The sequence below is a fragment of the Buchnera aphidicola (Hyperomyzus lactucae) genome, assembly GCF_005081705.1.
Lineage (GTDB): Bacteria > Pseudomonadota > Gammaproteobacteria > Enterobacterales > Enterobacteriaceae > Buchnera > Buchnera aphidicola_Y.
On sequence record NZ_CP034876.1, the window covers coordinates 55,535 to 81,796 of the forward strand.

At 25.8% G+C, this 26,262-nt stretch carries 23 protein-coding genes and 3 tRNA genes; 13 read left to right on the plus strand and 13 right to left on the minus strand.

Translation table 11 applies throughout. The features are described from left to right. The first annotated feature begins 72 nt into the window (after positions 1 to 72). The 4 genes from argH (at position 73) to cysE (ending at position 3,441) form a co-directional block, all read left to right on the plus strand. Entirely contained in the window at positions 73 to 1,452 is a 1,380-nt protein-coding gene (gene argH / locus D9V68_RS00255) for an argininosuccinate lyase (protein ID WP_158357211.1), read from the plus strand. Between the two features lie 107 nt (positions 1,453 to 1,559). Next, a complete protein-coding gene (locus tag D9V68_RS00260) occupies positions 1,560 to 2,000 on the plus strand; it encodes a rhodanese-like domain-containing protein (RefSeq protein WP_158357213.1) in 441 nt (146 codons plus the stop codon). Between the two features lie 128 nt (positions 2,001 to 2,128). Continuing rightward, positions 2,129 to 2,572, plus strand: a complete 444-nt coding sequence (gene secB, locus D9V68_RS00265; protein ID WP_158357215.1) for a protein-export chaperone SecB — start codon at positions 2,129 to 2,131, stop codon at positions 2,570 to 2,572. A 44-nt stretch (positions 2,573 to 2,616) separates the two neighbouring features. Then, positions 2,617 to 3,441 (plus strand): serine O-acetyltransferase, encoded by an 825-nt coding sequence (gene cysE, locus D9V68_RS00270; protein ID WP_158357217.1) that lies wholly within the window; start codon positions 2,617 to 2,619, stop codon positions 3,439 to 3,441. 114 nt (positions 3,442 to 3,555) lie between these two features. Here cysE and rpoD read toward each other — a convergent pair whose 3' ends face one another. From rpoD to rpsU, 3 genes are all read right to left on the minus strand, one after another. Then, positions 3,556 to 5,394, minus strand: coding sequence for an RNA polymerase sigma factor RpoD (gene rpoD, locus D9V68_RS00275; RefSeq protein WP_158357219.1), 1,839 nt, complete (start codon positions 5,392 to 5,394; stop codon positions 3,556 to 3,558). Positions 5,395 to 5,497: 103 nt separating this feature from the next. Continuing rightward, on the minus strand, positions 5,498 to 7,255 hold the full coding sequence (dnaG, locus tag D9V68_RS00280; protein ID WP_158357222.1) for a DNA primase: 1,758 nt from the start codon (positions 7,253 to 7,255) through the stop codon (positions 5,498 to 5,500). Between the two features lie 72 nt (positions 7,256 to 7,327). Continuing rightward, entirely contained in the window at positions 7,328 to 7,543 is a 216-nt protein-coding gene (gene rpsU, locus D9V68_RS00285; protein WP_158357224.1) for a 30S ribosomal protein S21, read from the minus strand. A 203-nt stretch (positions 7,544 to 7,746) separates the two neighbouring features. Here rpsU and tsaD point away from each other — a divergent pair, with 203 nt between their 5' ends. After that, entirely contained in the window at positions 7,747 to 8,769 is a 1,023-nt protein-coding gene (gene tsaD, locus D9V68_RS00290; protein WP_158357226.1) for a tRNA (adenosine(37)-N6)-threonylcarbamoyltransferase complex transferase subunit TsaD, read from the plus strand. A gap of 20 nt (positions 8,770 to 8,789) precedes the next feature. Here tsaD and ribB read toward each other — a convergent pair whose 3' ends face one another. After that, positions 8,790 to 9,428 carry a 3,4-dihydroxy-2-butanone-4-phosphate synthase gene (gene ribB / locus D9V68_RS00295; RefSeq protein ID WP_158358234.1) on the minus strand — a complete coding sequence of 213 codons (639 nt, stop codon included), beginning with the start codon at positions 9,426 to 9,428 and terminating at the stop codon, positions 8,790 to 8,792. Positions 9,429 to 9,650: 222 nt separating this feature from the next. Next, a complete protein-coding gene (rfaE1, locus tag D9V68_RS00300; RefSeq protein WP_158357228.1) occupies positions 9,651 to 10,598 on the minus strand; it encodes a D-glycero-beta-D-manno-heptose-7-phosphate kinase in 948 nt (315 codons plus the stop codon). Positions 10,599 to 10,811: 213 nt separating this feature from the next. Between rfaE1 and D9V68_RS00305 the strand changes: the two genes are divergently transcribed. Next, on the plus strand, positions 10,812 to 12,035 hold the full coding sequence (locus tag D9V68_RS00305) for a tRNA CCA-pyrophosphorylase (protein WP_158357230.1): 1,224 nt from the start codon (positions 10,812 to 10,814) through the stop codon (positions 12,033 to 12,035). Between the two features lie 8 nt (positions 12,036 to 12,043). On the opposite strand, the gene D9V68_RS00310 is transcribed toward D9V68_RS00305, so the two are convergent. The 5 genes from D9V68_RS00310 to cysK all read right to left on the minus strand — a co-directional run bounded on the left by D9V68_RS00310 (position 12,044) and on the right by cysK (position 16,686). Beyond that, a complete protein-coding gene (locus D9V68_RS00310) occupies positions 12,044 to 12,838 on the minus strand; it encodes an undecaprenyl-diphosphate phosphatase (protein WP_158357232.1) in 795 nt (264 codons plus the stop codon). Between the two features lie 83 nt (positions 12,839 to 12,921). Continuing rightward, on the minus strand, positions 12,922 to 13,425 hold the full coding sequence (crr, locus tag D9V68_RS00315; protein WP_158357234.1) for a PTS glucose transporter subunit IIA: 504 nt from the start codon (positions 13,423 to 13,425) through the stop codon (positions 12,922 to 12,924). Positions 13,426 to 13,472: 47 nt separating this feature from the next. Beyond that, complete coding sequence (gene ptsI, locus D9V68_RS00320; protein WP_158357236.1) at positions 13,473 to 15,188, minus strand: phosphoenolpyruvate-protein phosphotransferase PtsI; 1,716 nt, start codon at positions 15,186 to 15,188, stop codon at positions 13,473 to 13,475. 151 nt (positions 15,189 to 15,339) lie between these two features. Next, positions 15,340 to 15,597 carry an HPr family phosphocarrier protein gene (locus D9V68_RS00325; protein ID WP_158357238.1) on the minus strand — a complete coding sequence of 86 codons (258 nt, stop codon included), beginning with the start codon at positions 15,595 to 15,597 and terminating at the stop codon, positions 15,340 to 15,342. Between the two features lie 120 nt (positions 15,598 to 15,717). Continuing rightward, the gene (cysK, locus tag D9V68_RS00330; RefSeq protein ID WP_158357240.1) at positions 15,718 to 16,686 is read right to left on the minus strand and encodes a cysteine synthase A; all 969 of its coding nucleotides are present in this window, start codon (positions 16,684 to 16,686) and stop codon (positions 15,718 to 15,720) included. A gap of 173 nt (positions 16,687 to 16,859) precedes the next feature. Between cysK and ligA the strand changes: the two genes are divergently transcribed. Continuing rightward, the gene (gene ligA, locus D9V68_RS00335; RefSeq protein WP_158357242.1) at positions 16,860 to 18,875 is read left to right on the plus strand and encodes an NAD-dependent DNA ligase LigA; all 2,016 of its coding nucleotides are present in this window, start codon (positions 16,860 to 16,862) and stop codon (positions 18,873 to 18,875) included. 16 nt (positions 18,876 to 18,891) lie between these two features. On the opposite strand, the gene D9V68_RS00340 is transcribed toward ligA, so the two are convergent. Continuing rightward, positions 18,892 to 18,964 (minus strand) — tRNA-Lys (locus tag D9V68_RS00340). A 14-nt stretch (positions 18,965 to 18,978) separates the two neighbouring features. Further along, positions 18,979 to 19,054: transfer RNA gene (locus tag D9V68_RS00345), tRNA-Val, on the minus strand. A gap of 208 nt (positions 19,055 to 19,262) precedes the next feature. Between D9V68_RS00345 and gltX the strand changes: the two genes are divergently transcribed. Beyond that, a complete protein-coding gene (gltX, locus tag D9V68_RS00350) occupies positions 19,263 to 20,678 on the plus strand; it encodes a glutamate--tRNA ligase (protein WP_158357244.1) in 1,416 nt (471 codons plus the stop codon). A 134-nt stretch (positions 20,679 to 20,812) separates the two neighbouring features. Then, positions 20,813 to 20,885: transfer RNA gene (locus tag D9V68_RS00355), tRNA-Ala, on the plus strand. Positions 20,886 to 21,015: 130 nt separating this feature from the next. Here D9V68_RS00355 and fliE read toward each other — a convergent pair. Next, on the minus strand, positions 21,016 to 21,321 hold the full coding sequence (gene fliE / locus D9V68_RS00360) for a flagellar hook-basal body complex protein FliE (RefSeq protein ID WP_158357246.1): 306 nt from the start codon (positions 21,319 to 21,321) through the stop codon (positions 21,016 to 21,018). A gap of 216 nt (positions 21,322 to 21,537) precedes the next feature. Between fliE and fliF the strand changes: the two genes are divergently transcribed. From fliF to D9V68_RS00380, 4 genes are read left to right on the plus strand one after another with little or no spacing between them, the layout of a single operon-like run. Then, positions 21,538 to 23,238 carry a flagellar basal-body MS-ring/collar protein FliF gene (fliF, locus tag D9V68_RS00365; RefSeq protein WP_158357248.1) on the plus strand — a complete coding sequence of 567 codons (1,701 nt, stop codon included), beginning with the start codon at positions 21,538 to 21,540 and terminating at the stop codon, positions 23,236 to 23,238. After that, positions 23,235 to 24,230 carry a flagellar motor switch protein FliG gene (fliG, locus tag D9V68_RS00370; RefSeq protein WP_158357250.1) on the plus strand — a complete coding sequence of 332 codons (996 nt, stop codon included), beginning with the start codon at positions 23,235 to 23,237 and terminating at the stop codon, positions 24,228 to 24,230. Before fliF ends, fliG begins: the two co-directional genes overlap by 4 nt. Beyond that, on the plus strand, positions 24,223 to 24,894 hold the full coding sequence (locus tag D9V68_RS00375; protein ID WP_158357252.1) for a flagellar assembly protein FliH: 672 nt from the start codon (positions 24,223 to 24,225) through the stop codon (positions 24,892 to 24,894). Before fliG ends, D9V68_RS00375 begins: the two co-directional genes overlap by 8 nt. Continuing rightward, positions 24,849 to 26,261 (plus strand): FliI/YscN family ATPase, encoded by a 1,413-nt coding sequence (locus D9V68_RS00380; RefSeq protein ID WP_158357254.1) that lies wholly within the window; start codon positions 24,849 to 24,851, stop codon positions 26,259 to 26,261. The genes D9V68_RS00375 and D9V68_RS00380 overlap by 46 nt, the downstream gene beginning before the upstream one ends. Position 26,262: the final 1 nt, after the last annotated feature.

A 26,262-nucleotide genomic window follows, 5' to 3' on the forward strand; every position in this document is an offset into this window, starting at 1 on the left:
TTAAAAAAGAAAAAAAAGACTTTTAACTATGGAAGTTAATATTATTTTTGCATTTTTTTATAGAGAAAATATATGACACTTTGGGGTGGACGATTCATTAATGAATCTCATGAGTTGTTTAAAAAATTTAATACGTCATTGTCTTTTGATTATGTTTTAGCAGAAGAAGATATAATTGCTTCAATTGCTTGGTCTAAAACTCTAATGAAGAGTGGTATTCTAACTAAAAAAGAACAAATGACAATAGAGTCTGCACTTCTTTTGTTATTAAGAGAAATTAAAGACAAAACTCAAAATATTATTTCAAGTAATTGTGAAGACATTCATAGTTGGGTTGAAGAAAAGCTTATTAATAAAATTGGGAAATTAGGTAAAAAATTACACACTGGTCGCAGTCGTAACGATCAAATTACTACTGATTTAAGATTGTGGTGTAGAAGTAAGATTTATATTTTATTAGAGAATATTATTGATTTGCAGAAACATTTTGTTTTAAGCGCTGAGTCAAATTATAATATAATTATGCCGGGATATACTCATTTACAACGAGCTCAACCTATTACTTTTTCTTATTGGTGTTTAGCTTACGTAGAAATGTTAAGAAGAGATGCTAGTCGGTTAGAAGATGTTTTAAAGAGATTAAATGTAAGTCCTTTAGGTTCTGGTGCTTTATCTGGAACAGCTTGGAATATTAATCGTGAAGAACTTGCTTTATCGATGGGTTTTGATTCTGCTACTAATAATGCATTAGATAGTGTTTCTGATCGAGATTATATTATTGAATTATTATCATCTGCATCAATTAGTATGATGCATTTATCGAGATTTTCTGAAGATTTAATTTTTTTTAATTCTGGTGAAGCTGATTTCATTGAACTATCTGATTTAATTACATCAGGCTCCTCTCTAATGCCGCAAAAAAAAAATCCAGATGCATTAGAACTCATTCGTGCTAAATGTGGGCGTGTTCATGGTTCTTTGATGTCTATTTTAGTGATATTAAAATCTCTCCCTTTATCTTATAATAAAGATATGCAAGAGGATAAAGAAGGTTTATTTGATGCAATAAAAACATGGAATGATTGTTTATGCATAGCAATGCTAGTATTAAAAAATATTAAAATTAAAAATAAATCGTGTCGTAAAGCTGCAGAAGAAGGATATTCTAACGCCACAGAAATTGCGGATTATTTAGTAAAAAAAGGAGTACCTTTTCGTGAAGCGCATAATATATCTGGTCAATTAGTACTTCGAGCAATTACTGAAAAAAAATCTTTAAATAATTTAGAGTTATCTATATTTAAAATTTATAGTAATCTTATTGAAGATGATATATATCAAAATATCACTTTAGAAGCTTGTCTTGAAAAAAGAATATCTCAAGGTGGTGTGGCACCATCTCAAGTTTATGAAGAAATTATCAAGGCGAAAAAAAGATTAAATATTTTTTAATGTTTTATTTTTTTTGTATTATTGTTAACTAGTATTTAAAATTTTTTAAATGCTAGTTAATAATATCACTAACAAAATTAATATATAAAATATAGGAAATATAATTTATGCGAGATGTAATGTTGTTCATTAGTGAAAATATTATACTTTTTATTATATGGTTTTTTTTTCTTGTTTTAGCAATATTTTTATCAATAAGAAATATATTTATTAAATCTAAAATTATTAATAATATTCAAGCAATTAAACTGATCAATCAACATCGTGCTATTATAATTGATACTCGTTCCTCAGATTTTTTTAACAAAGGTCATATTGTTAATTCTATTAATTTTCCATTAAACAAAATTTTTTTAAGCAACTTTAAAGAAATAGAAATATATAAATCTTCTCCTATTATTCTTATATTAAATGAAACATATAAATATAATAAATGTATTCAAGCATTTTTAAAATACGGATTTAATCATATTTATATTTTAAACAATGGTATACATTCCTGGAATTTAGAATATTTGCCACTAGTTACCAAAGAAAAAAAATCTTAACAATTATTTTATGAAGATATAAATGTATGATTTCTCTTGAATAAATTTATTTTTTATTACTTTAAAAAACTTTAATCAAATTAAAATTTTTTAACGAATATATACTTATTAATTTTTATGGATATATTATGTCAGAAGAAAAAATCAAAAAAAAATCCTTTGAAATTCAACGTATTTATATAAAAGACGCTTCTTTTGAAGCACCTAATACACCAAATATTTTTCATGTAAGTTGGAAACCGGTTGTACAATTGAATTTAAATACGACGTCTAAAAAAATAGAAGATAATATTTTTGAAATTGTTTTACAAGTGAGAGTTATTGTTAAAATTAAAGAAGATTTAGTGTTTTTGTGTGAAGTAGATCAAGCGGGTATTTTTTTTATTGCCAATTTGAACGAAAAAAAACTAAAACATTGTTTATACTCTTATTGTCCAAATATTTTATTTCCTTATGCTCGTACATGTATATCTAATTTAATATCTTATGGCAGTTTTCCACAGATGAATCTTGAACCTATCAACTTTGATGCGATTTATTACAATCATATAAAATTTGAAAAAAAAGTATAAATGATAATTATAAAACACTATAAACATTTATTGAGGAGAAAATTATGTATTTTTTAGAAATATCAAAAATATGGGAAAAAATAATTTTCGAAGTTTCTATTTTATTGAAAAAAGAACCAATTTTATCAGATTTTTATTATAATAGTATATTAAAGCATAAAAATTTAAATAGTTCTTTAAGTTATATATTAGCAAATAAATTATCTACATCTATTGTTTCTGAAAAAAAAATACAAAATATATTTGATAACATTTATTTAAATAATTCTTTTATGTTAAAGTTTATAGTACAAGATATTCAAGCTATATTACAGCGAGATCCAGCAGTTAAAGATTATTTAACACCTTTATTATATTTAAAAGGTTTTCATGCACTAGAAGCTTATAGATTAAGCCATTATCTTTGGGGGATTAAAAATACTTCATTATCTAAATATTTACAAAATAGAATATCTTCGGAATTTTCAGTTGATATTCATCCGGCTGCTTGTATTGGATCTGGTGTCATGCTAGATCATGCGACGGGCATTGTTATTGGGGAGGGTGTGATTATAGAAGATAATGTTTCAATTTTTCATTCAGTAACATTAGGAGGAACAGGAAAGAATTTTAGTAAAAATAGACATCCTACTATTCGAAAAGGAGTTATTATCGGTGCTGGGGCAAAAATTTTAGGAAATATTGAAGTAGGTTTAGAAGCAAAAATAGGTGCGGGTTCAATAGTTCTAAAAAATGTTCCTCCATATGTAACAGTTGTTGGAGTTCCGGCAAAAATTGTTAATCCATTAGATAGTCAAAAGTATTCTTCTCAAGAAGCATTAAATGATTTTTCATATATTAATAGATTTCAATATGGAGATGGTATTTAATTTAAATTTTCATCTATATAAAATAAAAACTTCTGTTTTTATTGAAGAAAGGTAATATAAATATATTACTAATATTAAGTACAGAAGTTTTATTTTATATTAAACAATGTTATTTTAATCATCTAAAAAACTACGCAATACTTCTGATCTACTTGGATGACGTAGTTTTCTAAGTGCTTTTGCTTCTATTTGACGAATTCTTTCTCGAGTTACATCAAATTGTTTTCCAACTTCTTCTAAAGTATGATCAGTATTCATATCTATTCCAAAACGCATACGTAGCACTTTGGCTTCACGAGCTGTTAAACCTGATAAAACGTCATGTGTTGCTGATCTTAAACTTTCAGATGTAGCAGAATCTAGTGGTAGTTCTAAAGTGGTATCTTCGATAAAATCACCTAAATGTGAATCATCATCATCTCCAATAGGAGTTTCCATAGATATTGGTTCTTTGGCTATTTTTAATACTTTCCTAATTTTATCTTCAGGGATAAGCATTTTTTCAGATAATTCTTCTGGAGTAGGTTCGCGACCTATTTCTTGTAACATTTGTCTAGAGATACGATTGAGTTTATTGATTGTTTCAATCATATGAACTGGTATTCGAATAGTACGAGCTTGATCGGCAATGGAACGAGTAATTGCTTGTCTAATCCACCAAGTAGCATAAGTTGAAAATTTATAACCACGACGATATTCAAATTTGTCTACTGCTTTCATTAAACCAATATTTCCCTCTTGAATCAAATCTAAAAATTGCAATCCTCTATTTGTGTATTTTTTTGCAATAGAAATAACTAATCTTAAATTAGCTTCTACCATTTCTTTTTTTGCTCTTCGAGCTTTTGCTTCTCCTATAGACATTCTTTTGTTAATATCTTTTACCTGTTCAATTGTTAAACCAGTTTCTTTTTCTATTTTAATTAATTTTTTAATACTAATAGAAACGTCTTCTTGAACCTTTTTTAAATCTTCAGACCATGGTTGATTTTTATTTTGTTCTTTTATTAACCAATTATTATTAATTTTTTTCCCTGGAAAAATTTTAATAAAATTTTTTTTTGGCATTTTACATTTTTCAACGCATAATTTCATGATAATTCTTTCTTGTCTTCGTACTCTTTCCATCATATAGCGCATATTATTAACTAAATGATCGAATTGTTTAGGAACGAGTCTGAATTGTTTAAAAACTTCTGAAAGATTATAAATTTCTAATAATGAATCTTTATGTGTTCTATTTTTAGTTTTTATTGTATTATTTGTATTGTTATACTGTATTCTTAATTCAGAAAATTTTTCATTAGCTAATTCTGGATCTATACTGTTATCATCTTCATCTTCCTGAGCATTTGGTTCTTCATCGTCTTCAGTGTTTTGTTCTTCATCTAAAAGGTCAGAACCTATATGAATTGCTGTAGGAGAAAATATTTCTTCTGCATTAGGATCTACAAAACCTGTTATTATATCAGACAATCTTATTTGACCAGTTTTAATACGATCGTATTGTTCAAGAAGATAAGTAATAGCTTCAGGATATTCAGAAACTGAACATTGAACTTGATTAATTCCTTCCTCGATACGTTTGGCTATATCAATTTCTCCTTCTCGTGTTAATAATTCTACACTTCCCATTTCCCTCATATACATGCGAACAGGATCAGTAGTACGGCCCAATTCTGATTCTACACTAGATAATACTTGTGTTGCTGCTTCGACTGCATCTTCATCTGTATCTGTGTTTATTTCATTTAAGATTAAATCATCAGCATCCGGTGCTTCTTCAACTACTGGAATTCCCATATCATTAATCATCTGAATGATATCATCGATTTGTTCAGAATCAATAATATCTTCTGGTAGATGATCATTAACTTCTGCATAGGTTAAATACCCTTGCTCCTTACCATGTGTAACAAGTAGCTTAAGTTGCGACTGTGGGTTTTGATCCATAAGATGATATCCAGATTCGGTTAATTTAATGAATATTAATTGACTATTCCGTCAATAATGAATAATAAAATTATCTTAAATTTTTAATACATATAATCAGTGTCTAATGTTTTAAAACACTTAATTTTACTTTTTTTGATAATTTTTTATTAATAAACCAAATTTCTTTTTTTTCATTCATTGTTAATCCCTTGACTCTTTCTTGTGCAATCAAGTATTCTTGTCTTTCTTCAAGAATTTTATCATATATATTTGTTAATAAATCTAAAAACATATTTTGAATTTCTTTTTTAACTATCATAAGATCCCATCTTGCTAAAATCTTTAAAATATTAATTATTTCAGTATCTCTATAGAATTCTAATAATTGACCTGTATTAATATTGGGATTATCAAGACATGTTTTTAAGATTTCCAAAAAAATAGGGAGTCCTTTTACTTTTAAATTTTTTAATTTTATCGTTGTAGGTACTATTTTTGATAGACTAGGATTTTGTACAAGTAGTCCTATAAGAGTTCGCATTGGTGTTCTTTTGATTTGAAAGTATGATTTTTGACTTTTTTTTATTTCTTGTTCGTATAAAAATTTTTCAAATTGATTATCGTCTAAAATCCCTATCATTCTAGCTAATATTTGACGTAAGTAAATTCGTATTGTATCACTAGAAATAATATTAATTAAAGGTAACGCGCGTACACTTAAATGAAATTTGTCTTCATTAGAAGATAAATCAATATTTTTTAATATATGTTGAAAAAAAAACTTTGGCATGGTAATTGCATTATCGATACGCATTTGAAATTTTTTTCTGCCTTCTTTTCTAATAATAGAATCAGGATCTTCGTTTTTAGGTAACAAAATAAATTTTAATGTTTTTTTATCTGATATATATGGTAATGCTTTTTTTAAAGTTCTCCAGGCTGCATCTTTTCCTGCATCATCACCATCATAACAATATATAACTGTGTCCGTATTTTTAAATAGAATTTGAATATGTTCACTTGTTGTTGCAGTACCCAAAGAAGAAACTACATAATTAATATTATATTGTGTGAGTGTTATAACATCAATATACCCTTCAACAACTAATAAATACATTGGTTTAGTATGATTTTTTTTAACTTGATAAAGTCCGTAAATTTGTTTTCTTTTATGAAAAATATTTGTTTCAGGTGAATTAAGATATTTTGGTAAAATATTGTTTAATGAACGACCTCCAAAACCTACAACTCTACCATGATGGTCTTGTATAGGAAATATTATACGCCCTTGAAATCGATCATATTTATATCCTTTTTTACTAATAGAAATTATGTTATTATTTAATAATTCTTTTTCAAATTCTTTGCTTATATAACAGTTTTTGTAAAAAATATTCCATTCGAGACTAGAGAATCCAATTAAAAAAGAATCAATCATCTTTTTATCGATCCCTCTTTTAGCTAAATATTGATAAGCTAAACTAGTTTTAGTTATATTTTTTTGATATAGTTTGCACATTTTTTCCATTAGTAAATATAATTTTTGTTGTTTAATATAAATATTATTTTCTAATGTTCTTTTAAAAGGTATTTTAATGCCATGAATTATTGAAAGTTCTTCAATACTTTCTAGAAAGCTTAAATGTTCGTACTGTATTAAAAAATCAATTGCATTTCCATATATATTACATCCAAAGCAATAGTAAAATTGTTTTTCATGACTGACAGTAAAAGATGGAGTTTTATCATGATGAAAAGGACAGTTTGTTCGGTAGTTTTTACCATTTTTTTGTAATGTGAGACGTGTGCTAATTAGTTCTACAATATTAGTTCGAGAGAGTAGTTCACTGATGAAATATTTAGGTATTTTCCTAGACATATATTTTTGTAATTATAATTATATTTCCGTTCTTGAAGAAGAACGGTTTTTTTTGATTGTTTGAAAATATATTTAGTACATACGAATACGTCTTGCATTTTCTCTCGTAAGTTTTTTAGCAAGACGTTTAACAGCTGAAGCTTTTGCTCGCTTGCGTTCAGTAGTGGGTTTTTCATAAAATTCTCTTCGACGAATTTCAGCCAAAATTCCAGCTTTTTCACAAGATCGTTTAAAGCGACGCAGTGCTACATCAAATGGTTCATTTTCACGTACTTTTATTACTGGCATCCAATATCGACCTCAATGGTTTATTAGAACAGATTCTAGGAGATTTTTTAATATAATAGATCCTATATCAATAAGTGTTATATTGTAAAGTATCATTTTTATATTTAATTTTATTTTAAATAAATTTTTATAATATAATTTTGAGAATACTATTAGCATAATATATTTTTATTTTTGATTTTTTAATAGTTAGGTGTGAACTTATGAAAGTTTTAGGTATCGAAACTTCTTGTGATGATACAGGTATTGCAATCTATGATAGTGAAGAGGGACTCTTGATAAATGAAATATACAATCAAAAAAAATTACATAATATGTATGGAGGTATTATTCCTGAATTAGCATCTCGAGAGCATATGAAAGCGATGATTTTTTTGTTAAAAAAAATATTTTATAAAAAAAAGATTTTTCAAGGTATTGATCTTATTTCATATACTGCTGGTCCTGGTTTAGTTGGTTCTTTATTAGTAGGCGCCACGTTTGCATGTTCTTTAGGGTTATCTTTGAATATCCCAGTTATTCCAGTTAATCATATGGAAGGGCATCTGTTATCACCAATGTTAGATTGCACGTTAATCGAATTTCCATTTATTGGATTATTAGTCTCTGGAAAACATACACAAATTATTGCTGCTTATAGATTAGGTGAATATGAAATATTAGGAAATTGTTTAGATGATGCAGCAGGTGAAGCATTTGATAAAACAGCAAAACTATTAGGATTAAAATATCCAGGTGGTCCTGAATTATCTAAACTAGCTCGAAGTGGAATTAAAAAATCTTTTTACTTTCCTCGACCTATGATACATGATCCAAGTTTGAATTTTAGTTTTTCGGGTTTAAAAACTTATGCTGCTCAAGTAATCAAAAAATCTAATCAAAGTATACAAGAAAAAGCCAATATTGCCAGGGCTTTTGAAGATGCAGTAATTGATATATTATTAATTAAAACCAAAAAGGCATTAACTAAAAAAAAATGGAAACGTTTAATTATAGCTGGTGGTGTTAGTGCAAACTATATTTTACGAAAAAAGGCCGAAAAAATGGTTAAAGAGTATTTTAATGGTCAAGTTTTTTTTTCTAGTTTAGATTTTTGTACAGATAATGCCGCAATGATTGCATATCTTGGTTTATTACGTTATAAAGAAGCTGAATATCCTCAATTAGAAATATTAGTAAAACCAAAATGGTCTATAAGTAATATGTGTTATAAAAAATTTTCTTAAAATGTTTTTCAATTATATATCTATGTATTTTTAATATACCAAATTAAGTCTTGAATAGTTACTATTGGCATTTTTTTATTTTTAGAAAATGCTATTATTTCGGGTGTACGAGCCATAGTACCATCTCTATTTGTTAATTCACAGATCACTCCGGCGGGTTTAAAACCTGCTAGAGAGATAATTTCAATAGCAGCTTCTGTGTGTCCTGCTCTAGCTAAAACTCCACCACTATTGGCTCTTAAGGGAAATACATGTCCGGGCCTATTTAAGTCACTTGGTTGAGCATTGTCAGCCATTGCTGTTTGTATAGTAGTTAATCTGTCTTGGGCTGATACACCAGTAGAAATGTTTTTTGAAGCTTCTATTGTTACTGTAAATCCGGTTCGATATGCACTAGTATTTTTTGCGACCATCATAGGTAAATTAAGTTGTTTACATTTAGATTCGGTAATACAAAGACATACAATACCACTGCCATACCGAATGCTTAAAGCCATTTGCTCTACCGTCATGTTTTCGCATGAAAATACAAGATCTCCTTCATTTTCACGTTTTTCGTCATCTAATATAATAATTCCTTGACCAGATTTTAACGCAAGTATAGCTTTTTGGATTCTTTCTTTAGCTGTTCCAAATTCAGATAGGAGTCTTCGGTTCATCATAAAAACCCTAATAAAATTAACTGATTAAAAAAATAATCTATATTAATAAAGTTTTATCTGATTTTTAAAAATTTTTATAAAAATAAGAATTATCTATATTATATATTGAATTAAATCTAAGAGCAACGTAGAAATTTGAAGTTTGAATAATATTTTTAGGTAAGTGTTATAAGTAATATTTACTCGTATTGTTTTTTTAAACAAAATAAATATTATTTTTTAGTGATAATTTAATACTCCATTTAACTCATTAATTGTAAGTGTTTCAGTGCCAATTTTTTTTATAACTATACTCGCACCAACGTTTGCATAAAAACATGCTTCTTCTAAAGAATATCCTTTTGCTAAAGAAGTTGCAATTATAGCAATTACTGTATCTCCTGCACCAGTAACATCAGATGCTATTTTTTCTATTGCGGGAAAATGTATTGGTTTTTTATGAGATTGAAATAAAGTCATTCCATGTTTAGAGCGAGTTACTAATAATGCCGATAAATTGAGTTCAGATAATAATTTCATTCCTCTTTGTAAAATTTCATTTTCTTTATAACATTTTCCAACTATTTTTTCAAATTCAGCAAGATTTGGTGTTAATAAACTAGCACCAGAATATTTTTTAAAATCTATTCCTTTCGGATCTATAAGAATCGGGATTGACATTTTTTTTGCTAAATTAATTATTTTTTTTATATGTACTAAAGTTCCTTTTGCATAATCTGATAATACTAAAATTTTAAAATATGATAATGAATTAACAATTTTTTTATACAATACGTCAATTTTTTTAGAAATATATTTTTCTTGAAAATCTACTCGCATTAATTGTTTTTCTTCTGATAAAATCCTAATTTTAGTAATTGTTTTATTTTTTTTTATAGCAATAAAATCACAATAAATCCTAATATGAGTCATCAGTTTTTTTAATATCAAACCTTCATGATCCATACCTATAAATCCAATAATTTTAGAACTACCTCCAATTTCTGCAATGTTTTTAGCTACATTAGCAGCGCCTCCTGGTTGTTTTTTAACTTGATTAATTAATAGAATTGGTGTTAATTGTTCAGATAATAAGTAATTACTTTTGCTAGACCAATAGCAATCTAATATAATATCTCCAACAACTAGTACGAATGTGTTCGTAAAATCGATTAGTTTTTTCTTCATAATATTATCTCTATAAATATAAATGATTTAATAAATAATTAAATATTTAATAAATTTCTTAGAAATATAAATTTTTATCAATTTTCAAAAGACAATATAATTTTTATATATGATCCATAAGATTATTACAAGAGTTAAATTAAAAATAATAAATAATCTATTTAAGATATTTTATCTTAAAAAAAATTTTATTTTTTAGTATGAGAAATTATTATGAAAATATATTTAGTTGGAGGTGCTGTTCGTGATTCTTTACTGAATTTACCTGTTAAAGATAAAGATTGGGTAATTGTTGGTGGTTCAAAAAAAATATTATTGGAAAAAAATTTTCAACAAGTAGGCAAGGATTTTCCAGTTTTTTTACATCCAGAAACACATGAAGAATACGCTTTAGCAAGAAAAGAAAGAAAATCTGGTACAGGTTATACAGGTTTTGAGACTGATTATAGCTCAAATGTTACTTTAGAAGAAGATTTAATAAGAAGAGACTTGACAATTAATGCTATTGCTCAAGATGAGCACGGTAATTATATTGATCCTTTTCAAGGGAAAAAAGATATTAAATGTGGTTTAATAAGACATATTTCAGAATCTTTTACAGAAGATCCATTACGTATTTTGCGTACAGCAAGATTTGCTGCTACTTTAGTTCATTTGGGATTTACAATCGCAAAAGAAACTATGTCATTAATGTGTATTTTAGTGAAAAAAAAAGAACTATTATATTTAACTTCGCATAGAATATGGAATGAAACTGAAAAGGCTTTTAAAACTTTAAATCCCCATGTATATTTTCAAGTTTTATATACTTGTAAAGCTTTGCAATTATTTTTTCCAGAAATGTATCCTTTATATGAAAAAAGAATATTTTTTAATATTGATTTTTTGAAAAAAATACTTAATAAAAATTTTATATTAATGGGATTGGCTAAAATATCACTTGTTAATAAAGATGTTGATATTCGTTTTTCATATCTTTGTCAATTTTTATCTATTAATCAAATTCATTCATATTCTTCAGAAACATTTTTTAATGAATGTTCTGCTTATATTATTAATAATTTATGTAAACGTTTTAATATTCCATCCTATATCAGAGATTTAGCTGTTTTAAATGCTGGTTTTTGTTTTTTTTTAAGTACTGTTTATTATCAATCATCTAAAAATATTATAAAATTATTTTTAAAAATTGATGCCTGGAGAAAGCCTGAACGTGTTAAAAAATTACAATTATTAAGTAATTTTAATTTTTTAAATCAATCTAAATCTAGTTATTTTTTAGAAAAGTGTTTTTCTGTTGTACAAAATATTTCAATTACATTAATTTTGAAAAAAGGGTTTAAGGGATATCAAATAAAAGATGAATTGATGCGATTAAGAATTAAAAAACTTGAATTATGGCGTCTTAAAAACATTGGATTTTTTGTTGAGATGTAAAAATATTTTTAGTGAATAAAGTAAATTAATACAACTATTATAAAGCGATATATTCCAAAAAATATTAACGATGTTTTGTTGATAATTTTTAATAATTTCTTAATGAATAGAAGAGATACTATAAAAGAAACTATAAATCCAATAAAAAATATTGGAATATTTAATATTTTTATATTATTAAAATTATTAATTAAATCAAAAAAAGATGCTCCCATTAACAATGGGATAGATATTATGAAGGAAAATTCTATTCCAGTAGATCGTTTAATTCCTAATAGTATTGCAGTTCCTATAGTTACTCCAGATCTTGAAAAACCGGGATATAAAGAAAAAGTTTGAAAAAAGCCAATTATTATTGATTGAAATAAATTGATATCATTAATATTATTTGTATTAGATATTTTTGGTTTAAATATTTCAGATATTAATAAGAAACATCCACCTAATATTGATGAATAAATAATATTATTTATATTATATAACAATTTAATTTGTTTGTAATATATTAGTCCCACAAATATTGTAGGTAAATTAGCAATGAGAACATGAATATGTTTTTTTTTATTTAAATTATTTTTTTTAAATCTAATTATTTGAAAGATTTTTTTATGAAAAAAACATAAGATTGCCAATGCGGAACCAAAGTGAATAAATATTTCTAACATTTTTGTATTGTTATTTTCTATATTTAATAAATGAGAAATTATAATCATGTGACTTGTAGAAGAAATAGGAAGAAATTCTGTTATGCCCTCTATTACTCCAATAATAATAGAGGTAATTAATGTATATAAATCAATCATTTATTTTCCTTTTAAAAATTTTAACTATTATTCAAAATACATTAAAACGGTACTAAATAATAGCACCGTTTTTATATTGAAAATCAATTATATACAGACATAATAACTGTTTTTCCAGCAACAATAGTACCAGATGATTTTTTTATTTTTTTAAAATTTTCCATGTTAGATATAACAACAGGAGTTAAAATAGATTTAGATTGGTTTGTTAAAAAATCTAAATCAAATATAATAATTTCATCTCCTATTTTTACTTTTTGATTATTTTCTGCTTTTTTTTTAAAACCTTTTCCTTTTAGTTGTACAGTATCAATTCCAAAATGTACAAATAATTCAACGTTATCTTCTGAAATAATTGAAAAAGCATGCATACTTTCAAATATTTTTCCAATAGTTCCGTTTACTGGTGCAAGTATTTGATTTCCTAAGGGTTTAATTGCTATTCCATCACCTACAATTTTATTAGAAAAAACGACATCTGGTACATCTTCAATGTCTACTATTTCACCTGATAATGGTGCAATGATTTCTATTTTTTTGGAAAAAATGGGTTTTTTATTATTAAAAAGATTAGACAAGAAACTCATTTTTTTCTCCTAATTACCTGGTTTTTTTATTTTTGTTATATTACTTTTTAAGTATTATTAAAGGTTTCTAGTAAATGAATTATTTCTTCTGAAGTTGGCATTTTTAATGCTTTTTGTGCTAGTTTTTGCGCATCATAAAAAGATGTTTTGCGAATTATTTGTTTGATTTTAGGAATGCTAATTGAACTCATACTAAATTCATCTAGTCCCATTCCTAATAGTAGAATAGTTGCACGTTCATCCCCTGCTAGCTCTCCACACATTCCAGTCCATTTTCCATCTGAATGTGCCACATCAATGACTTGTTTGATTAATTTTAAAACAGATGGGTTCATGGGATTGTAAAGATGTGAAATTAACTTATTGCCTCTATCAACAGCCAAAGTGTATTGTGTTAAATCATTAGTTCCAATACTAAAAAAATCTACTTCTTTTATTAAATGCTCTGCTATTATTGCTGATGCAGGCGTTTCTATCATAATGCCAATTTTGATATTTTTATCAAATAATATATTATTATTATTTAATTGAATTTGAATTTTTTTAATTTCTAGTTTTAAAATTCTAATTTCTTCTACAGATATTATCATCGGAAATAGAATATATATTTTTCCAAAGGCAGAAGCTCTAAGAATGGCATTTAATTGAGCGTGTAATATTTCTTTGCGATCCATTGAAATGCGTATAGCACGCCATCCAAGAAAAGGATTATCTTCTTTGGGTAAATTCATATAAGGTAAATCTTTATCTCCACCAATATCCATAGTTCTTATAATAACAGCTTTGTCCTTCATTAATTCAGCAATTTTTTTATATGCTTGAAATTGTTCATCTTCAGTTGGCAAACAATTTCTTCCCATAAATAAAAATTCTGTTCGGTAAAGACCAATACATTCAGCACCATTTTTTTTTGCAGAATAAATGTCTTGTATATTACCAATATTAGAACCAATCTTTATGTTATGTCCGTCAAGAGTGGTAGCACATAAATTTTTTAGATTTATTAATTTATTTTTTTTGATAATAAAATTCTTTTTTAATTCTTCTTTTTTATTAATCAGTTCTTTAGATGGATTGATAAAAATTTGATTATTAATAGAATCTAGAATAATATAATCATTCTTTTTTACTATATTCGTTATATTTCCGGTTCCGACAATCGCAGGAATTTCTAATGATCTTGCCATAATTGAAGTATGTGATGTTTTGCCTCCTAAATCAGTAATAAATCCTAAAATATATTTTAGATTAATTTGAGCTGTTTCTGAAGGAGTTAAATCTTTTGCAATTAAAATCACTTCATTTCTTATATTGTCTAAATCAATAATGTTGAGATTAAGTATGTTTTTTAATAAACGACTTCCAATATCTCTTACGTCTATTGCTCTATTTTTTAAATATTCATCTTTTAATTCTTCTAGAGCTTTTGCTTGTCCTTCAATTACTACCTCTGTTGCTGCTGCAGCAGATATTTTTTTTTCTTTTATTAAGGATATTATTTCTTTTTCTAACTCTTCATCCTCAAGAAGCATAATATGACCTTCAAAAATACTTTCTTTTTTTTCTCCAAATTTTTCTCGTGTCTTAATTTTGATTTCTGTCAATTGTTGTATTGATTTTTTTCTACCTTCAAAAAATCTTTGTATTTCTTTTGTAATATTTTCAGTAGTAATTATTTTCCGGTGAATAACAATTTCTTCTTCTTTTAATAAAAGAGCAGTGCCGAAAGCTATACCCGGTGATGCTAAAATGCCTGAAATCATAACATTACCTTTAATAATAAAATTTGTCTATTAAGAGATGGAAAATATGGAATATCAGGCGAATACATCTGTATCATTAAATAATCCGGAAGTTTTTTTATATAACCTCCGGTATTTTTAGAAATTTCACAAATTATTTTATAAAAATAATTTATTCTAATTCTGTCATTATTTTTGATAAATGTTCAATTGCTTTTTGCTCATCATCTCCTTCGGCTGATAGTATTACGAGACTTCCTTGCACTAAACCCAATGTTTGAATTTTAAATAAACTTTTTGCATTAACAGATTTGCCATTGTAAATAATATTAATATCTGAAATAAATTTTTTTGCTTCTTTTACGAATTGAGCTGCAGGACGAGTATGTAACCCGTGTGGAGCAGTTATTGTAATCTGGTTTTGAAACATTTTTTTTTCCTCAGTTAAAGTTGATTTAAATAATATATAAATAAATTTTTAAAAAATAAAATATCAATTTGATATGTACTTATTAAAATACAACTTCTGCAANNTTGCAGAAGTTGTATTTTAATAGTGTACTTTGTTGTTTAATAATGTGGAAAATAATTCTGTGCTTAAATAACGCTCTCCTGAAGAAGGCAAAATCACAACTATTGTTTTATTCAAAAAATTTTTATTTTTTTGTATTTTTAAAGCAGCGAATAAAGCGGCGCCGGAAGAAATTCCTGCGAGTATTCCTTCTTTTTTCATTAATTGTTGAGCCATAAATATTGCTTCTTCACTTGAAACAGTAACGACTTGATCAATTAATGTTAAATCTAAATTTTTAGGGATAAATCCAGGTCCAATACCTTGTATTTTATGTGGTCCGGGTTTGACTTCTTTCCCTGATAAAAATTGTGTAATGACAGGTGATTCAGAAGGTTCAACAGCTATGCTAATTAAATTTTTTTTTCTTTTTCTATTTTTGATGTATTTTGTAACTCCTGTGATTGTTCCACCTGTTCCTACAGAAGAAATTAAGACATCTAAATTACCATGAGTATCATTCCAAATTTCTGGACCGGTAGTTTTATAATGAATTTCAGGGTTAGCTGGATTTTCAAATTGTTTTAACATAAGATATTTTTCTATATTACATGATACAATATCGTTAGCTTTTGAAATAGCTCCCTGCATACCATATTTTCCATCTGTTAATATTAGTTTTGCACCTAAAGCAATTAGTAATTTTTGTCTTTCAATAGACATTGTATTAGGCATAGTAAGAGTTAATTGATAGTTTCTAGCAGCAGCAACATATGCTAAAGCAATTCCAGTATTGCCACTAGTCGCTTCTATTAATTCTATGTTTGTATTAAGATTTCCATTTTTTTCTGCACTCCATATCATATTAGCACCAATTCTACATTTAACACTAAAACTTGGATTTCTAGATTCTATTTTTGCTAAAATATTTCCATTTCCTATTTTGTTTAAACGAACTAATGGCGTATTACCAATACTTAAAGAATTATCTTCATATATTCGACTCATATTTTTCCTTTAATATTTAATATAGTGTGATTCTGTTTCTAGTTCTAATTATTTTTTATATTATAAGTAAAATTATATAATAAAAAATATTTTAAAATACTAATATTATTAATTTATAAAATTATGAGATAATTTAAAGCTAATTTTTATATAATCCTCTATGCAATAAGTTTATGACATTCATTAAAAATAAAATCGATCAATTAAGAAAAAATATTTTAAAATATGAATATTTTTATCATACCTTGAATAAATCAATTGTTTCTGATGCAGAATATGATTATTTACTTAATCAATTGTATAATTTAGAATTAGAAAATAAAGAATTGATTACTTCAGATTCACCTACACAAAAAATAGGAGTAAATTTACTAAATCAATTTAAAAAAATAAAACATTTTTTTCCCATGTTATCTCTGGAAAATACCTTTGATTTAAATGGATACTTAAATTTTGAAAAAAGAATTAAAAAATATTTTAATATCAATCAAGAGAAATCTCTTTGCTGCGAACTTAAAATAGATGGTGTAGCTATTAGTATAATTTATGAAGAAGGGATTCTTGTACGAGCAGGAACTCGAGGTGACGGTTATACAGGAGAAAACATTACTTCTAATATTAGAACAATAAAATCAATACCTTTAAAATTAAAAGGATCGTATATACCTAAAAGATTAGAAGTTCGAGGTGAAGTTTTTATGATGAAGTCTGATTTTTTAGAATTAAACGAAAGATCTAAAAAGGATACAAATAAACTTTTTTCTAATCCTCGAAATGCAGCTTCAGGTACACTACGTCATATTGATCCCAATATTACAGCCGAAAGAAAATTGATATTTTTATGTTATGGATGTTATTTTTTTAATGAAAAAGACAAAAAATTCACTACTCATTATAAGAGATTAATACAATGTTCAAAATGGGGACTACCAGTTAATCAAGAAATTATAACTTGCTCAAATTATCAAGAAGTATTAAATTTTTATAATAATTTTGAAAAGAAAAGACACTTTCTTGATTTTGATATAGATGGAATTGTTATTAAAGTAAATTCAATAGAATTGCAAAATCAATTGGGTTGTAATACAAAATCACCGAGATGGGCTATAGCATGGAAATTTTTATCCAGTGAGAGAATTACAAAATTAAATGATGTAAAATTTCAAGTTGGTAGAACAGGAGCTATTACACCCGTAGCCTATTTTGATCCTATTGATATATCAGGAGTTATAATAAAAAAAGCTTCATTACATAACAAAAATGAAATAGAACGATTAAATTTACATATTAACGATTCCATAATAATTTGTCGTTCTGGTGATGTTATACCAAAATTATTGAGTGTTATTAAAAGTATACGTTGTAAAAATGCAAAAAAAATTATTTTTCCCGAATTTTGTCCGGTTTGTAAAACGAAATTATTAGAAAATGAAGAAGAAAAAGTAATTCGTTGCCATGCCGGACTAACATGTAATGCGCAGAAAGAAAAATCTTTGCAGCATTTTTTTTCAAAGAAATCTTTAAACGCAATAGGTTTGGGTCCCAAAATTATTAATGAATTAATAAAAAAAAAATATGTTAAAGATCCAATAGATTTTTTTTATCTTAAATTTTTCGATCTAATGAAATTAAAAAAAATGGGTTATAAAAAAAGTATAAAACTTATTGAATCTATTGAAAAATGCAAAAAAACTACTTTTAAATGTTTTATTTATGCTTTAGGTATACCTAATGTAGGAGAGACTGTTTCTGAAAAAATTGCAAATTATTTTATAACATTAGATAAACTACTTGATGCTAATATTTCTCAATTGAATTGTATAGAGGGAATAGGAAAAGTAATTTCAAGAAATATTTCAAATTATTTTTCTACAAGTTCAAATTATAATATGGTTATTAAATTAGTAGAAAAAGCAGGAGTTGTTTGGAACAATTCTGAAGTTCTCAGATTAAATGTAAAAAAAACGCATTTTTTAAATAAAAAAGTTGTTTTAACGGGTATTTTTAATTCTTTTTCGAGAATAGAATTAAAAAATATGTTAATGAGTTTAGGTGCAAAAGTTTTAAATAATATCTCTCAAAATACAGATTTTTTGATTTATGGAAAAAAAATAGGTTCTAAATTTTTCAAGGCAAAAAAATTAGGTGTTAAGATGATTAGTGAAGAAGAATTTAACTGTTTAATATAGCTTTATTATTTTTTTTTGGGTCGTGCAGGATTTGAACCTGCGACCAATTGATTAAAAGTCAACTGCTCTACCAACTGAGCTAACGACCCCTGTAAAATACTATTGGTGGGTGATGACGGACTCGAACCGCCGACTTCCTCCGTGTAAAGGAGGAGCTCTACCAACTGAGCTAATCACCCTTTTAAAACTTATTCCTTTATTGTAAAGCTAGCAGAAATAGAGTCAATCTTTTTTTGAAAAATAGTATTTGTTTGTTATAAATTTAATCATAATGATTAAATTGTACTCTATATTTTTTACTTACGGATTAATAATTGTAATTTTATTCAAATATAAATCTATATTATTGATAACTCGTAATTGAAAAATTATTTTTTTAAGGGATATATGAAAGTAAAAACTCGTTTTGCACCTAGTCCTACTGGAAATTTGCATATTGGAAGTATTCGTACTGCCTTGTATTCTTGGTTGTTTGCTAAACATTATAATGGAGAATTTGTACTTCGTATAGAAGATACTGATCTTAAACGTTCTGCATCAATTTCAATTGATTCTATTTTAAATGGATTAAAGTGGTTAGGTCTTGATTGGGATGAGGGGCCTTATTTTCAGAGTAAACGGCTCAACAGATATAAAGAAGTTATTAATGGGATGTTAGAAACAGGAGATGCATATATATGTATATGTTCAAGTGAAAAAGTGGAGGAAACAAGAATAAAACAAATGAGTAAAGGTTGTAAACCACGTTATCTTGGGACATGCAGAAATTTAAAACTTAAAAATTTATTTAATCAAGATTATGTAGTAAGATTTAAAAATCCACTTTTTGGAAAAGTGAAATTTAAAGATAAAATTAGAGGAGAAATCACATTTAACAATGAAGAACTAGATGATCTTATTATTCAACGTTCTAATGGAATTCCTACTTACAATTTTTGCGTCGTAATAGATGACTTAGATATGAATATTACTCATGTTATTCGTGGAGAAGATCACATTAATAATACGCCTCGTCAAATTAATATTCTAAAATCTTTAGGGGCTAAAATACCTATTTATGCACATTTATCAATGATTTTAGATGAAAAAGGACAGAAAATTTCCAAAAGAAAAAATGCTATGAATATAATTCAGTATCGTGAAAATGGATTTTTACCAGAAGCATTATTAAACTATGTAATACGATTAGGATGGTCTTATGGTAATAAAGAAATTTTCGATATATCAGAAATGAAAGAATTATTTAATTTAAAGTGTGTAAGTCGTTCTTCTAGTATTATTAATGTAAAAAAGCTTTTATGGCTTAATAAATATTATATTAATCATTTGCCATTACAATATGTTTCTGATCTTTTAAAGAACTATATGAAAAAAGAAAATATTAATATTCAAAATGGTCCTAATCTAGAATCTTTAGTAAAGCTATTTAGAAATCGATATCATACGTTAAAAGAAATAACAGAATCTTGTCGATATTTTTATGAAGAATTTAATGATTTTAGTCAAAAAGCTGCTGAAAAATATTTAATTATAGAAAATCGTTCTATTTTAGAGGAATTTTATAAAAAAATAAAAAATTTATCAATTTGGAATCACTTAGATATTTCTCAAATAATTAATAATTTATCTTTAGATATGAATTTAAATACAAAAAAAATCAATATGATTTTACGTACTGCTGTCACAGGAGACATGAATTCTCCCAGTATTAGTGATATTATTTATTTAATAAATAGAGAAAAAACTTTACTAAGAATTCAAAAAGCTATTAATTATATTAAAAAAATATCTTTTAAAAATTGACACATATAATTTTTAGTAAGATCATATGTACGTTTTTCTTGGAAAAATATATTTTTAAAATCCTGTTATATATAAAATCATTTTATAAAAAATAAATTGACAGAATTAAAGTGTTTTTATATTGTAATATTTTTGGGGCTATAGCTCATATGGTAGAGCGCTTGCATGGCATGCAAGATGTGAGCGGTTCGATTCCGCTTAGCTCCATAAAAATTTTTTTAAGATATAAAAAATTTATAAAAAAAGAATATCTAGAATAGATTTTCTATTTTTCATATATTACTAAAAAATATATTGAGTATAGTACTGTACTAAATTCAGTACAGCACATTTTAAATTACATTTGTTGATTCATTATTTCTTGATAAGCTGATACAATTTTATTTCTTATCTGAATTGCCATTTGTATAGAAATAGAAGATTTTTGTAAATTTATCATTATATCATTTAGAGATTGTTCAGATTGATTTAACAAGAATTTTTCACTATCATTTTTAGCTTGATTTTGAACTGTACTTATTTTTTCTAATGCTGTTTTTATATAGTCAGTAAAATTTTTAGGTTCTTTGTTTTTTTGTATATTTATATCTAATAAATTAATTTTTGTATTAGTATTTTGATGATTAATATTATCAATAAACATAATCTTCCTCTATAAATAATTTTTATTTTTTTGAATTTTAAAATACTATCATATCTTTATAAAAGATAAATATTTTATTAAAAAAATAATTTTTTTAATATATTAATTTAATTAAAATTAATTTAACAGGAAATTTTTTTATTTCATACTATTTAGTGAATCTATCAAACTATCACTAAATTGTAGTTAGAACTAACTATTAGATAGGAAGATTTCATGAATTTCAGTACTATAGAAGACTCAGTTTTGGAAGAGAAAAAAAAATTTAATAATTTTTTATCTCGTTTTTTAAAAAATTCTCGTGTTTTAATTATTTTACTAACAGCCGCAGTTATTACTGCTGTTTCTGTTTCGATATGGATTAAATCGCCTGAGTATCAAGTTTTGTATAATCATTTATCTAATGAAGATGGCGGAGCCATTGTTAATCAATTAAACCAAATGAATATTCCCTATCAATTTAGTGATGTTTCAGGTCAAATATCAGTTCCAAAAAATAAAGTCTATGAAATTCGTTTGCGTTTAGCAGAAAACAATCTTCCTCGAGGTGAAGGAGTTGGTTTTGAATTATTAGATAAAGCAAAATTTGGAGCAAGTCAATTTAATGAACAAATTAATTATCATCGTGCTTTAGAGGGGGAACTAGCTCGAACTATACAAAGAATTAACATTGTTAAAAGTGCTAGAATACATATAGCATTTCCTAAATCATCTTTATTTTTACAAGAGAAAAAAAAACCATCAGCTTCTGTTATATTAGAACTACAACCTGGAAGAATATTAGATTCTGGACAAATTAACGCCATATTACATTTGATTGCAAGTAGTATATCTAATCTTTCGGTAAAAAATATTACTATCGTAGATCAATTAGGAAAATTATTAAATCAAACTTCTTTAGGATATGATCAAATTAATGATTCAAAATTTAAATATTCTGAAGATATTGAATCTCGTTATAGAAATAGAATAAAAAATATTTTAGAGCCATTAGTAGGTGTCGGTAACGTCTATGCTCAAGTAACAGCACAAATAGATTTTAATGCTCAAGAAAAAACACAAGAAAAATATTCACCAAATCACACTCATAGTAATCAAGCGATACGTTCTCATCAAGTAAGTATTCATGATCAAATACAAAAAGAAAGCATCAAAGAAAATATTCCAACTTCTTTATCTAATGTATCTGATCATAATATTTATTCTCAAAAAAAAATTAAAAATGATGAGTATATAAAAAATCCTAATTCTATTAAGAATAGAAATAAATTTAATAATGATGGTACTTTAAGTACGGATGTCAATCGTGATGATATTATAAATTATGAATTAAATCATAGTGTATCACGCACTAAAATGAACATAGGAGAAATTAAAAGATTATCAGCAGCAGTTATTCTTAATTTTACAAAAGATAAAAATGGAAGGTCTCTTCCTTTCAGTACAGAAAAAATAAAAAACATTGAATGTTTAATACGTGAAGCAATAGGGTACTCTAAATCTCGAGGAGATAGTGTTCACGTTGTTAATGCATCATTTTTTAAGCATGATGAAAAAATTCCAGTTAAAACTAATAATTTAAATACCTTTGAAGTATCACAGTTTTTGTTTACTTTTACACCATGGTTTTTTTCTTTTTTCTTTCTTTTTCTTTTATTAAAAAGATATATTTGTCCTTTTTCAAAACACAATACTTTTAAAAAAAAATTTATCAAAGATGAAAAAGAATATATACAAAAACACATAGAAAAACATAATTTAGAAAATAATCATAATTTAGAAAAAAATATTGCTCAAGTAAATATTCAAAATAATTTAAATAAAGATAAATTAATTAATCAAATTTGTAATATATCTAATGAGAATCCACGCACTATAGCGTTGATTATTCGTCAATGGATGAGTGATAAAATATGATTTTAAATGGTACTGAAAAAAGTGCATTATTATTAATGTCAATAGGAGCTAATCAAGCAGGAGAAATATTAAAAAAATTAACTCCTTTTGAAGTTCAAAAACTCATTACTTCTATGGTAGATCTAAAGAGAGTATCTACTGAAAAACTAAATGAAATACTTGCTGAATGTTATAATCTTGCTCTCAAAAATAATTCTGTTAATTGTCATGACAGTGATAGTTATCTTATTGATATGTTAACGAAAGCATTAGGGGAAAAAAAGGGAAATTCTTTCTTTCGAGAAGCATTAAACATTCGTAATGCTAAAACTTCTATTGAATTATTAAATTATATAAAAGCAGAAAAATTAGCTTATTTTTTAGAAAATGAACATCCTCAGATTATTGCAACAATACTTATATATTTAGATACAAACCAATCATCTCAAGTTCTTTCATTTTTCAGTGATGAAAAACGTGCTCAAATTATATTGAGAATCACAGAATTTAATGGAATTGAAGAATCTAGTTTAATAGAATTAACTAAAGTTATCGATAATTTATTAAAAAACAAAAAGTTAATTTTGTCCGAGAAAGGAGGAATAAAAACTGCAGCTAAACTTTTAAAGTTCATGAAAATTAAGTATGAAAAAGAAACTATAATAAATATTAGAAAAATTGATCAAAAAATAGCAGATAAAATCATTAAAGAAATGTTTTTATTTAAAAATATAATAGATGTAGAAGATAAGTATATTAAAGTTGTAATTCAAAACATAGAACAAGAAAAATTATATATTGCACTTCAAAAAACTGACTACTCTGTTAAAGAAAAGTTTTTTAAAAATATGTCTGAAATAGAATCTAACAAATTATCTCTAAGTTTGGAGAAAAAATCTTATATTTCTGATGTTTCTATAAAAAACGAACAAAAACTTATTTTAATTATGATTAAAAGTATTATAGAAAATGGAAATATTTTATCAAAAAATTTAAGAGAGTATTATGACTAATTCGATCTTAGAAGCACATTGGAAACCATGGCATCCAGAAAAAATTTTTTTAAAAGCAGAAAAAAGAGATTTAAGAATTTTATGTTACTTAGATAAAGTAACAGAAGCAGATTTTTTTACAAATTTAAAAAAACAAGATAAAGAGAAGAAAAGTAACAAAAATAAAGAATTTAAAATAGACTTAAGAACAACAGAAGGATATCAAGTAGGTTTAAAAAAAGGATTGTTAGAAAGTAAAGAAAAAAATGTTTTATTGGAAAAAAAAATTAGTAATTTACTTTTAAATTTCGAAAATTCATTTTCTATTTTTGAAGGTGCATTATATTCTCGAATACTAAAAATAGTACTAAAGATTTCTTCTTATGTAATTGGAAAAAAAATTGATATTGATGAATCAATTTTATTGCAGAATATAAAAAAAATCATTGATAAAGACGGTGTTTTTTTGAAAAAACCACAACTTATTGTTCACCCTAAAAATAAAACGTTAATAGAAAAATCATTAAAAAGTTTTGTAAATTCTTATAAATGGACATTATTATACGACGAAAATATAGATTTAAATGGTTGTAAAGTTAAATCAGAAAATGGTGATATGGATGCTACAGTAGATGCTAGATGGCAAGAATTATGTCGTCTTATTTATTCAAAAGAGGAATATTGATGAATTCAAGATTCACTAGATTATTACAAAAATTTTCTTCTTTTGAAAATCGCCTTGACAAGCTTCCAAATATTATTAATCATGGTCGTCTTATAAGTATTAATGGTTTGGTTTTGGAAGTCATAGGACTCAATATTCCTATTGGTTCTCAATGTTTCATTGAGAGAAGAATAGATAATAAATATATTAATATTAATGCTGAAGTAATAGGTTTTTCAGGAAGAAAAACTTTGTTATTATCTTTTGAAGATATTTATGGTGTTTTTCCAGGTGCCCGTGTTTTTGCAAAAATAGTAAGTAATAAAACTAATTCTATTGTTCAAAGAATACCATTAGGAATGAAATTATTAGGAAGAATATTAGACGGTAAAGGTCAACCATTAGATGGATTACCTAAATTAGATTCTAAATATTATACTCCTATAAAAAAAGAGAATAGTATTAATCCGTTGAATAGAAAATCAATTACTGAAGTGCTAGATACTGGAATACGCGCTATTAATGGACTGTTAACTATTGGAAGAGGTCAAAAAATAGGAATTTTTTCTAGTTCTGGTATTGGGAAAAGCATTTTACTTGGAATGATGGCAAAATATACAAAAGCTGATGTTATTATTATTGCATTAATTGGAGAACGAGGTAGAGAAGTAAAAGATTTTATAGAAAAAATATTAGGTGTTAAAGGATTATCTCGATCAGTAGTCATTGCAGCTCCTGCTGATGTGTCACCTTTGTTGAGAATACAAGCAGCATCCTATGCCACTAATGTAGCAGAATATTTTTCTAGAAAAAATAAACATGTATTATTAATTATGGATTCTTTAACTCGTTATGCTATGGCAGAACGAGAAGTTTCTTTATCTTTAGGAGAATTACCAGTTTCTAAAGGTTACCCAGCTTCTATATTTTCGAAAATTTCAAATTTAGTAGAACGTATAGGAATAACAGATAGAAATAAAGGATCTATTACTGCGTTTTATACTGTTTTAACAGAGGGTGAAGATGAACAAGATCCAGTGTCTTATCTTGCTCGTTCTGTATTAGATGGACATATTATATTATCTCGTTATTATGCCGATTTAGGTCATTATCCTGCAATTGATATCGAATCTTCTATTAGTCGTATTATGCCTGATATTGTTACTTCTAAACAATATTATCAAGCATCTTATTTAAAAAAAATGATCTCTTCTTATCATAGAAATAGAGATTTAATAAATGTAGGTGCTTATATTAGCGGAACAGATTTAATTTTAGATCAAGCTATTAAAATTTGGCCAAAAATAGAAAAATTTTTACAACAAGGAATGTCGGAAAAAAGTGATTTTACTCTTTCTTGTCAACAGTTAAATGAAATGTTTCTTTAAT

Coding starts and splice junctions, on each gene's coding strand:
- cysK (WP_158357240.1), bottom strand. CDS start 16,686: ATGAGTCGAATATATGAAGATAATTCTTTAAGTATTGGTAATACGCCA.
- argH (WP_158357211.1), top strand. CDS start 73: ATGACACTTTGGGGTGGACGATTCATTAATGAATCTCATGAGTTGTTT.
- D9V68_RS00325 (WP_158357238.1), bottom strand. CDS start 15,597: ATGTTTCAAAACCAGATTACAATAACTGCTCCACACGGGTTACATACT.
- D9V68_RS00310 (WP_158357232.1), bottom strand. CDS start 12,838: ATGATTGATTTATATACATTAATTACCTCTATTATTATTGGAGTAATA.
- D9V68_RS00380 (WP_158357254.1), top strand. CDS start 24,849: ATGGCAAGAATTATGTCGTCTTATTTATTCAAAAGAGGAATATTGATG.
- crr (WP_158357234.1), bottom strand. CDS start 13,425: ATGAGTTTCTTGTCTAATCTTTTTAATAATAAAAAACCCATTTTTTCC.
- ptsI (WP_158357236.1), bottom strand. CDS start 15,188: ATGATTTCAGGCATTTTAGCATCACCGGGTATAGCTTTCGGCACTGCT.
- ligA (WP_158357242.1), top strand. CDS start 16,860: ATGACATTCATTAAAAATAAAATCGATCAATTAAGAAAAAATATTTTA.
- ribB (WP_158358234.1), bottom strand. CDS start 9,428: ATGAACCGAAGACTCCTATCTGAATTTGGAACAGCTAAAGAAAGAATC.
- D9V68_RS00260 (WP_158357213.1), top strand. CDS start 1,560: ATGCGAGATGTAATGTTGTTCATTAGTGAAAATATTATACTTTTTATT.
- gltX (WP_158357244.1), top strand. CDS start 19,263: ATGAAAGTAAAAACTCGTTTTGCACCTAGTCCTACTGGAAATTTGCAT.
- rpsU (WP_158357224.1), bottom strand. CDS start 7,543: ATGCCAGTAATAAAAGTACGTGAAAATGAACCATTTGATGTAGCACTG.
- cysE (WP_158357217.1), top strand. CDS start 2,617: ATGTATTTTTTAGAAATATCAAAAATATGGGAAAAAATAATTTTCGAA.
- rfaE1 (WP_158357228.1), bottom strand. CDS start 10,598: ATGAAGAAAAAACTAATCGATTTTACGAACACATTCGTACTAGTTGTT.
- tsaD (WP_158357226.1), top strand. CDS start 7,747: ATGAAAGTTTTAGGTATCGAAACTTCTTGTGATGATACAGGTATTGCA.
- fliG (WP_158357250.1), top strand. CDS start 23,235: ATGATTTTAAATGGTACTGAAAAAAGTGCATTATTATTAATGTCAATA.
- D9V68_RS00305 (WP_158357230.1), top strand. CDS start 10,812: ATGAAAATATATTTAGTTGGAGGTGCTGTTCGTGATTCTTTACTGAAT.
- dnaG (WP_158357222.1), bottom strand. CDS start 7,255: ATGTCTAGGAAAATACCTAAATATTTCATCAGTGAACTACTCTCTCGA.
- rpoD (WP_158357219.1), bottom strand. CDS start 5,394: ATGGATCAAAACCCACAGTCGCAACTTAAGCTACTTGTTACACATGGT.
- fliE (WP_158357246.1), bottom strand. CDS start 21,321: ATGTTTATTGATAATATTAATCATCAAAATACTAATACAAAAATTAAT.
- D9V68_RS00375 (WP_158357252.1), top strand. CDS start 24,223: ATGACTAATTCGATCTTAGAAGCACATTGGAAACCATGGCATCCAGAA.
- fliF (WP_158357248.1), top strand. CDS start 21,538: ATGAATTTCAGTACTATAGAAGACTCAGTTTTGGAAGAGAAAAAAAAA.
- secB (WP_158357215.1), top strand. CDS start 2,129: ATGTCAGAAGAAAAAATCAAAAAAAAATCCTTTGAAATTCAACGTATT.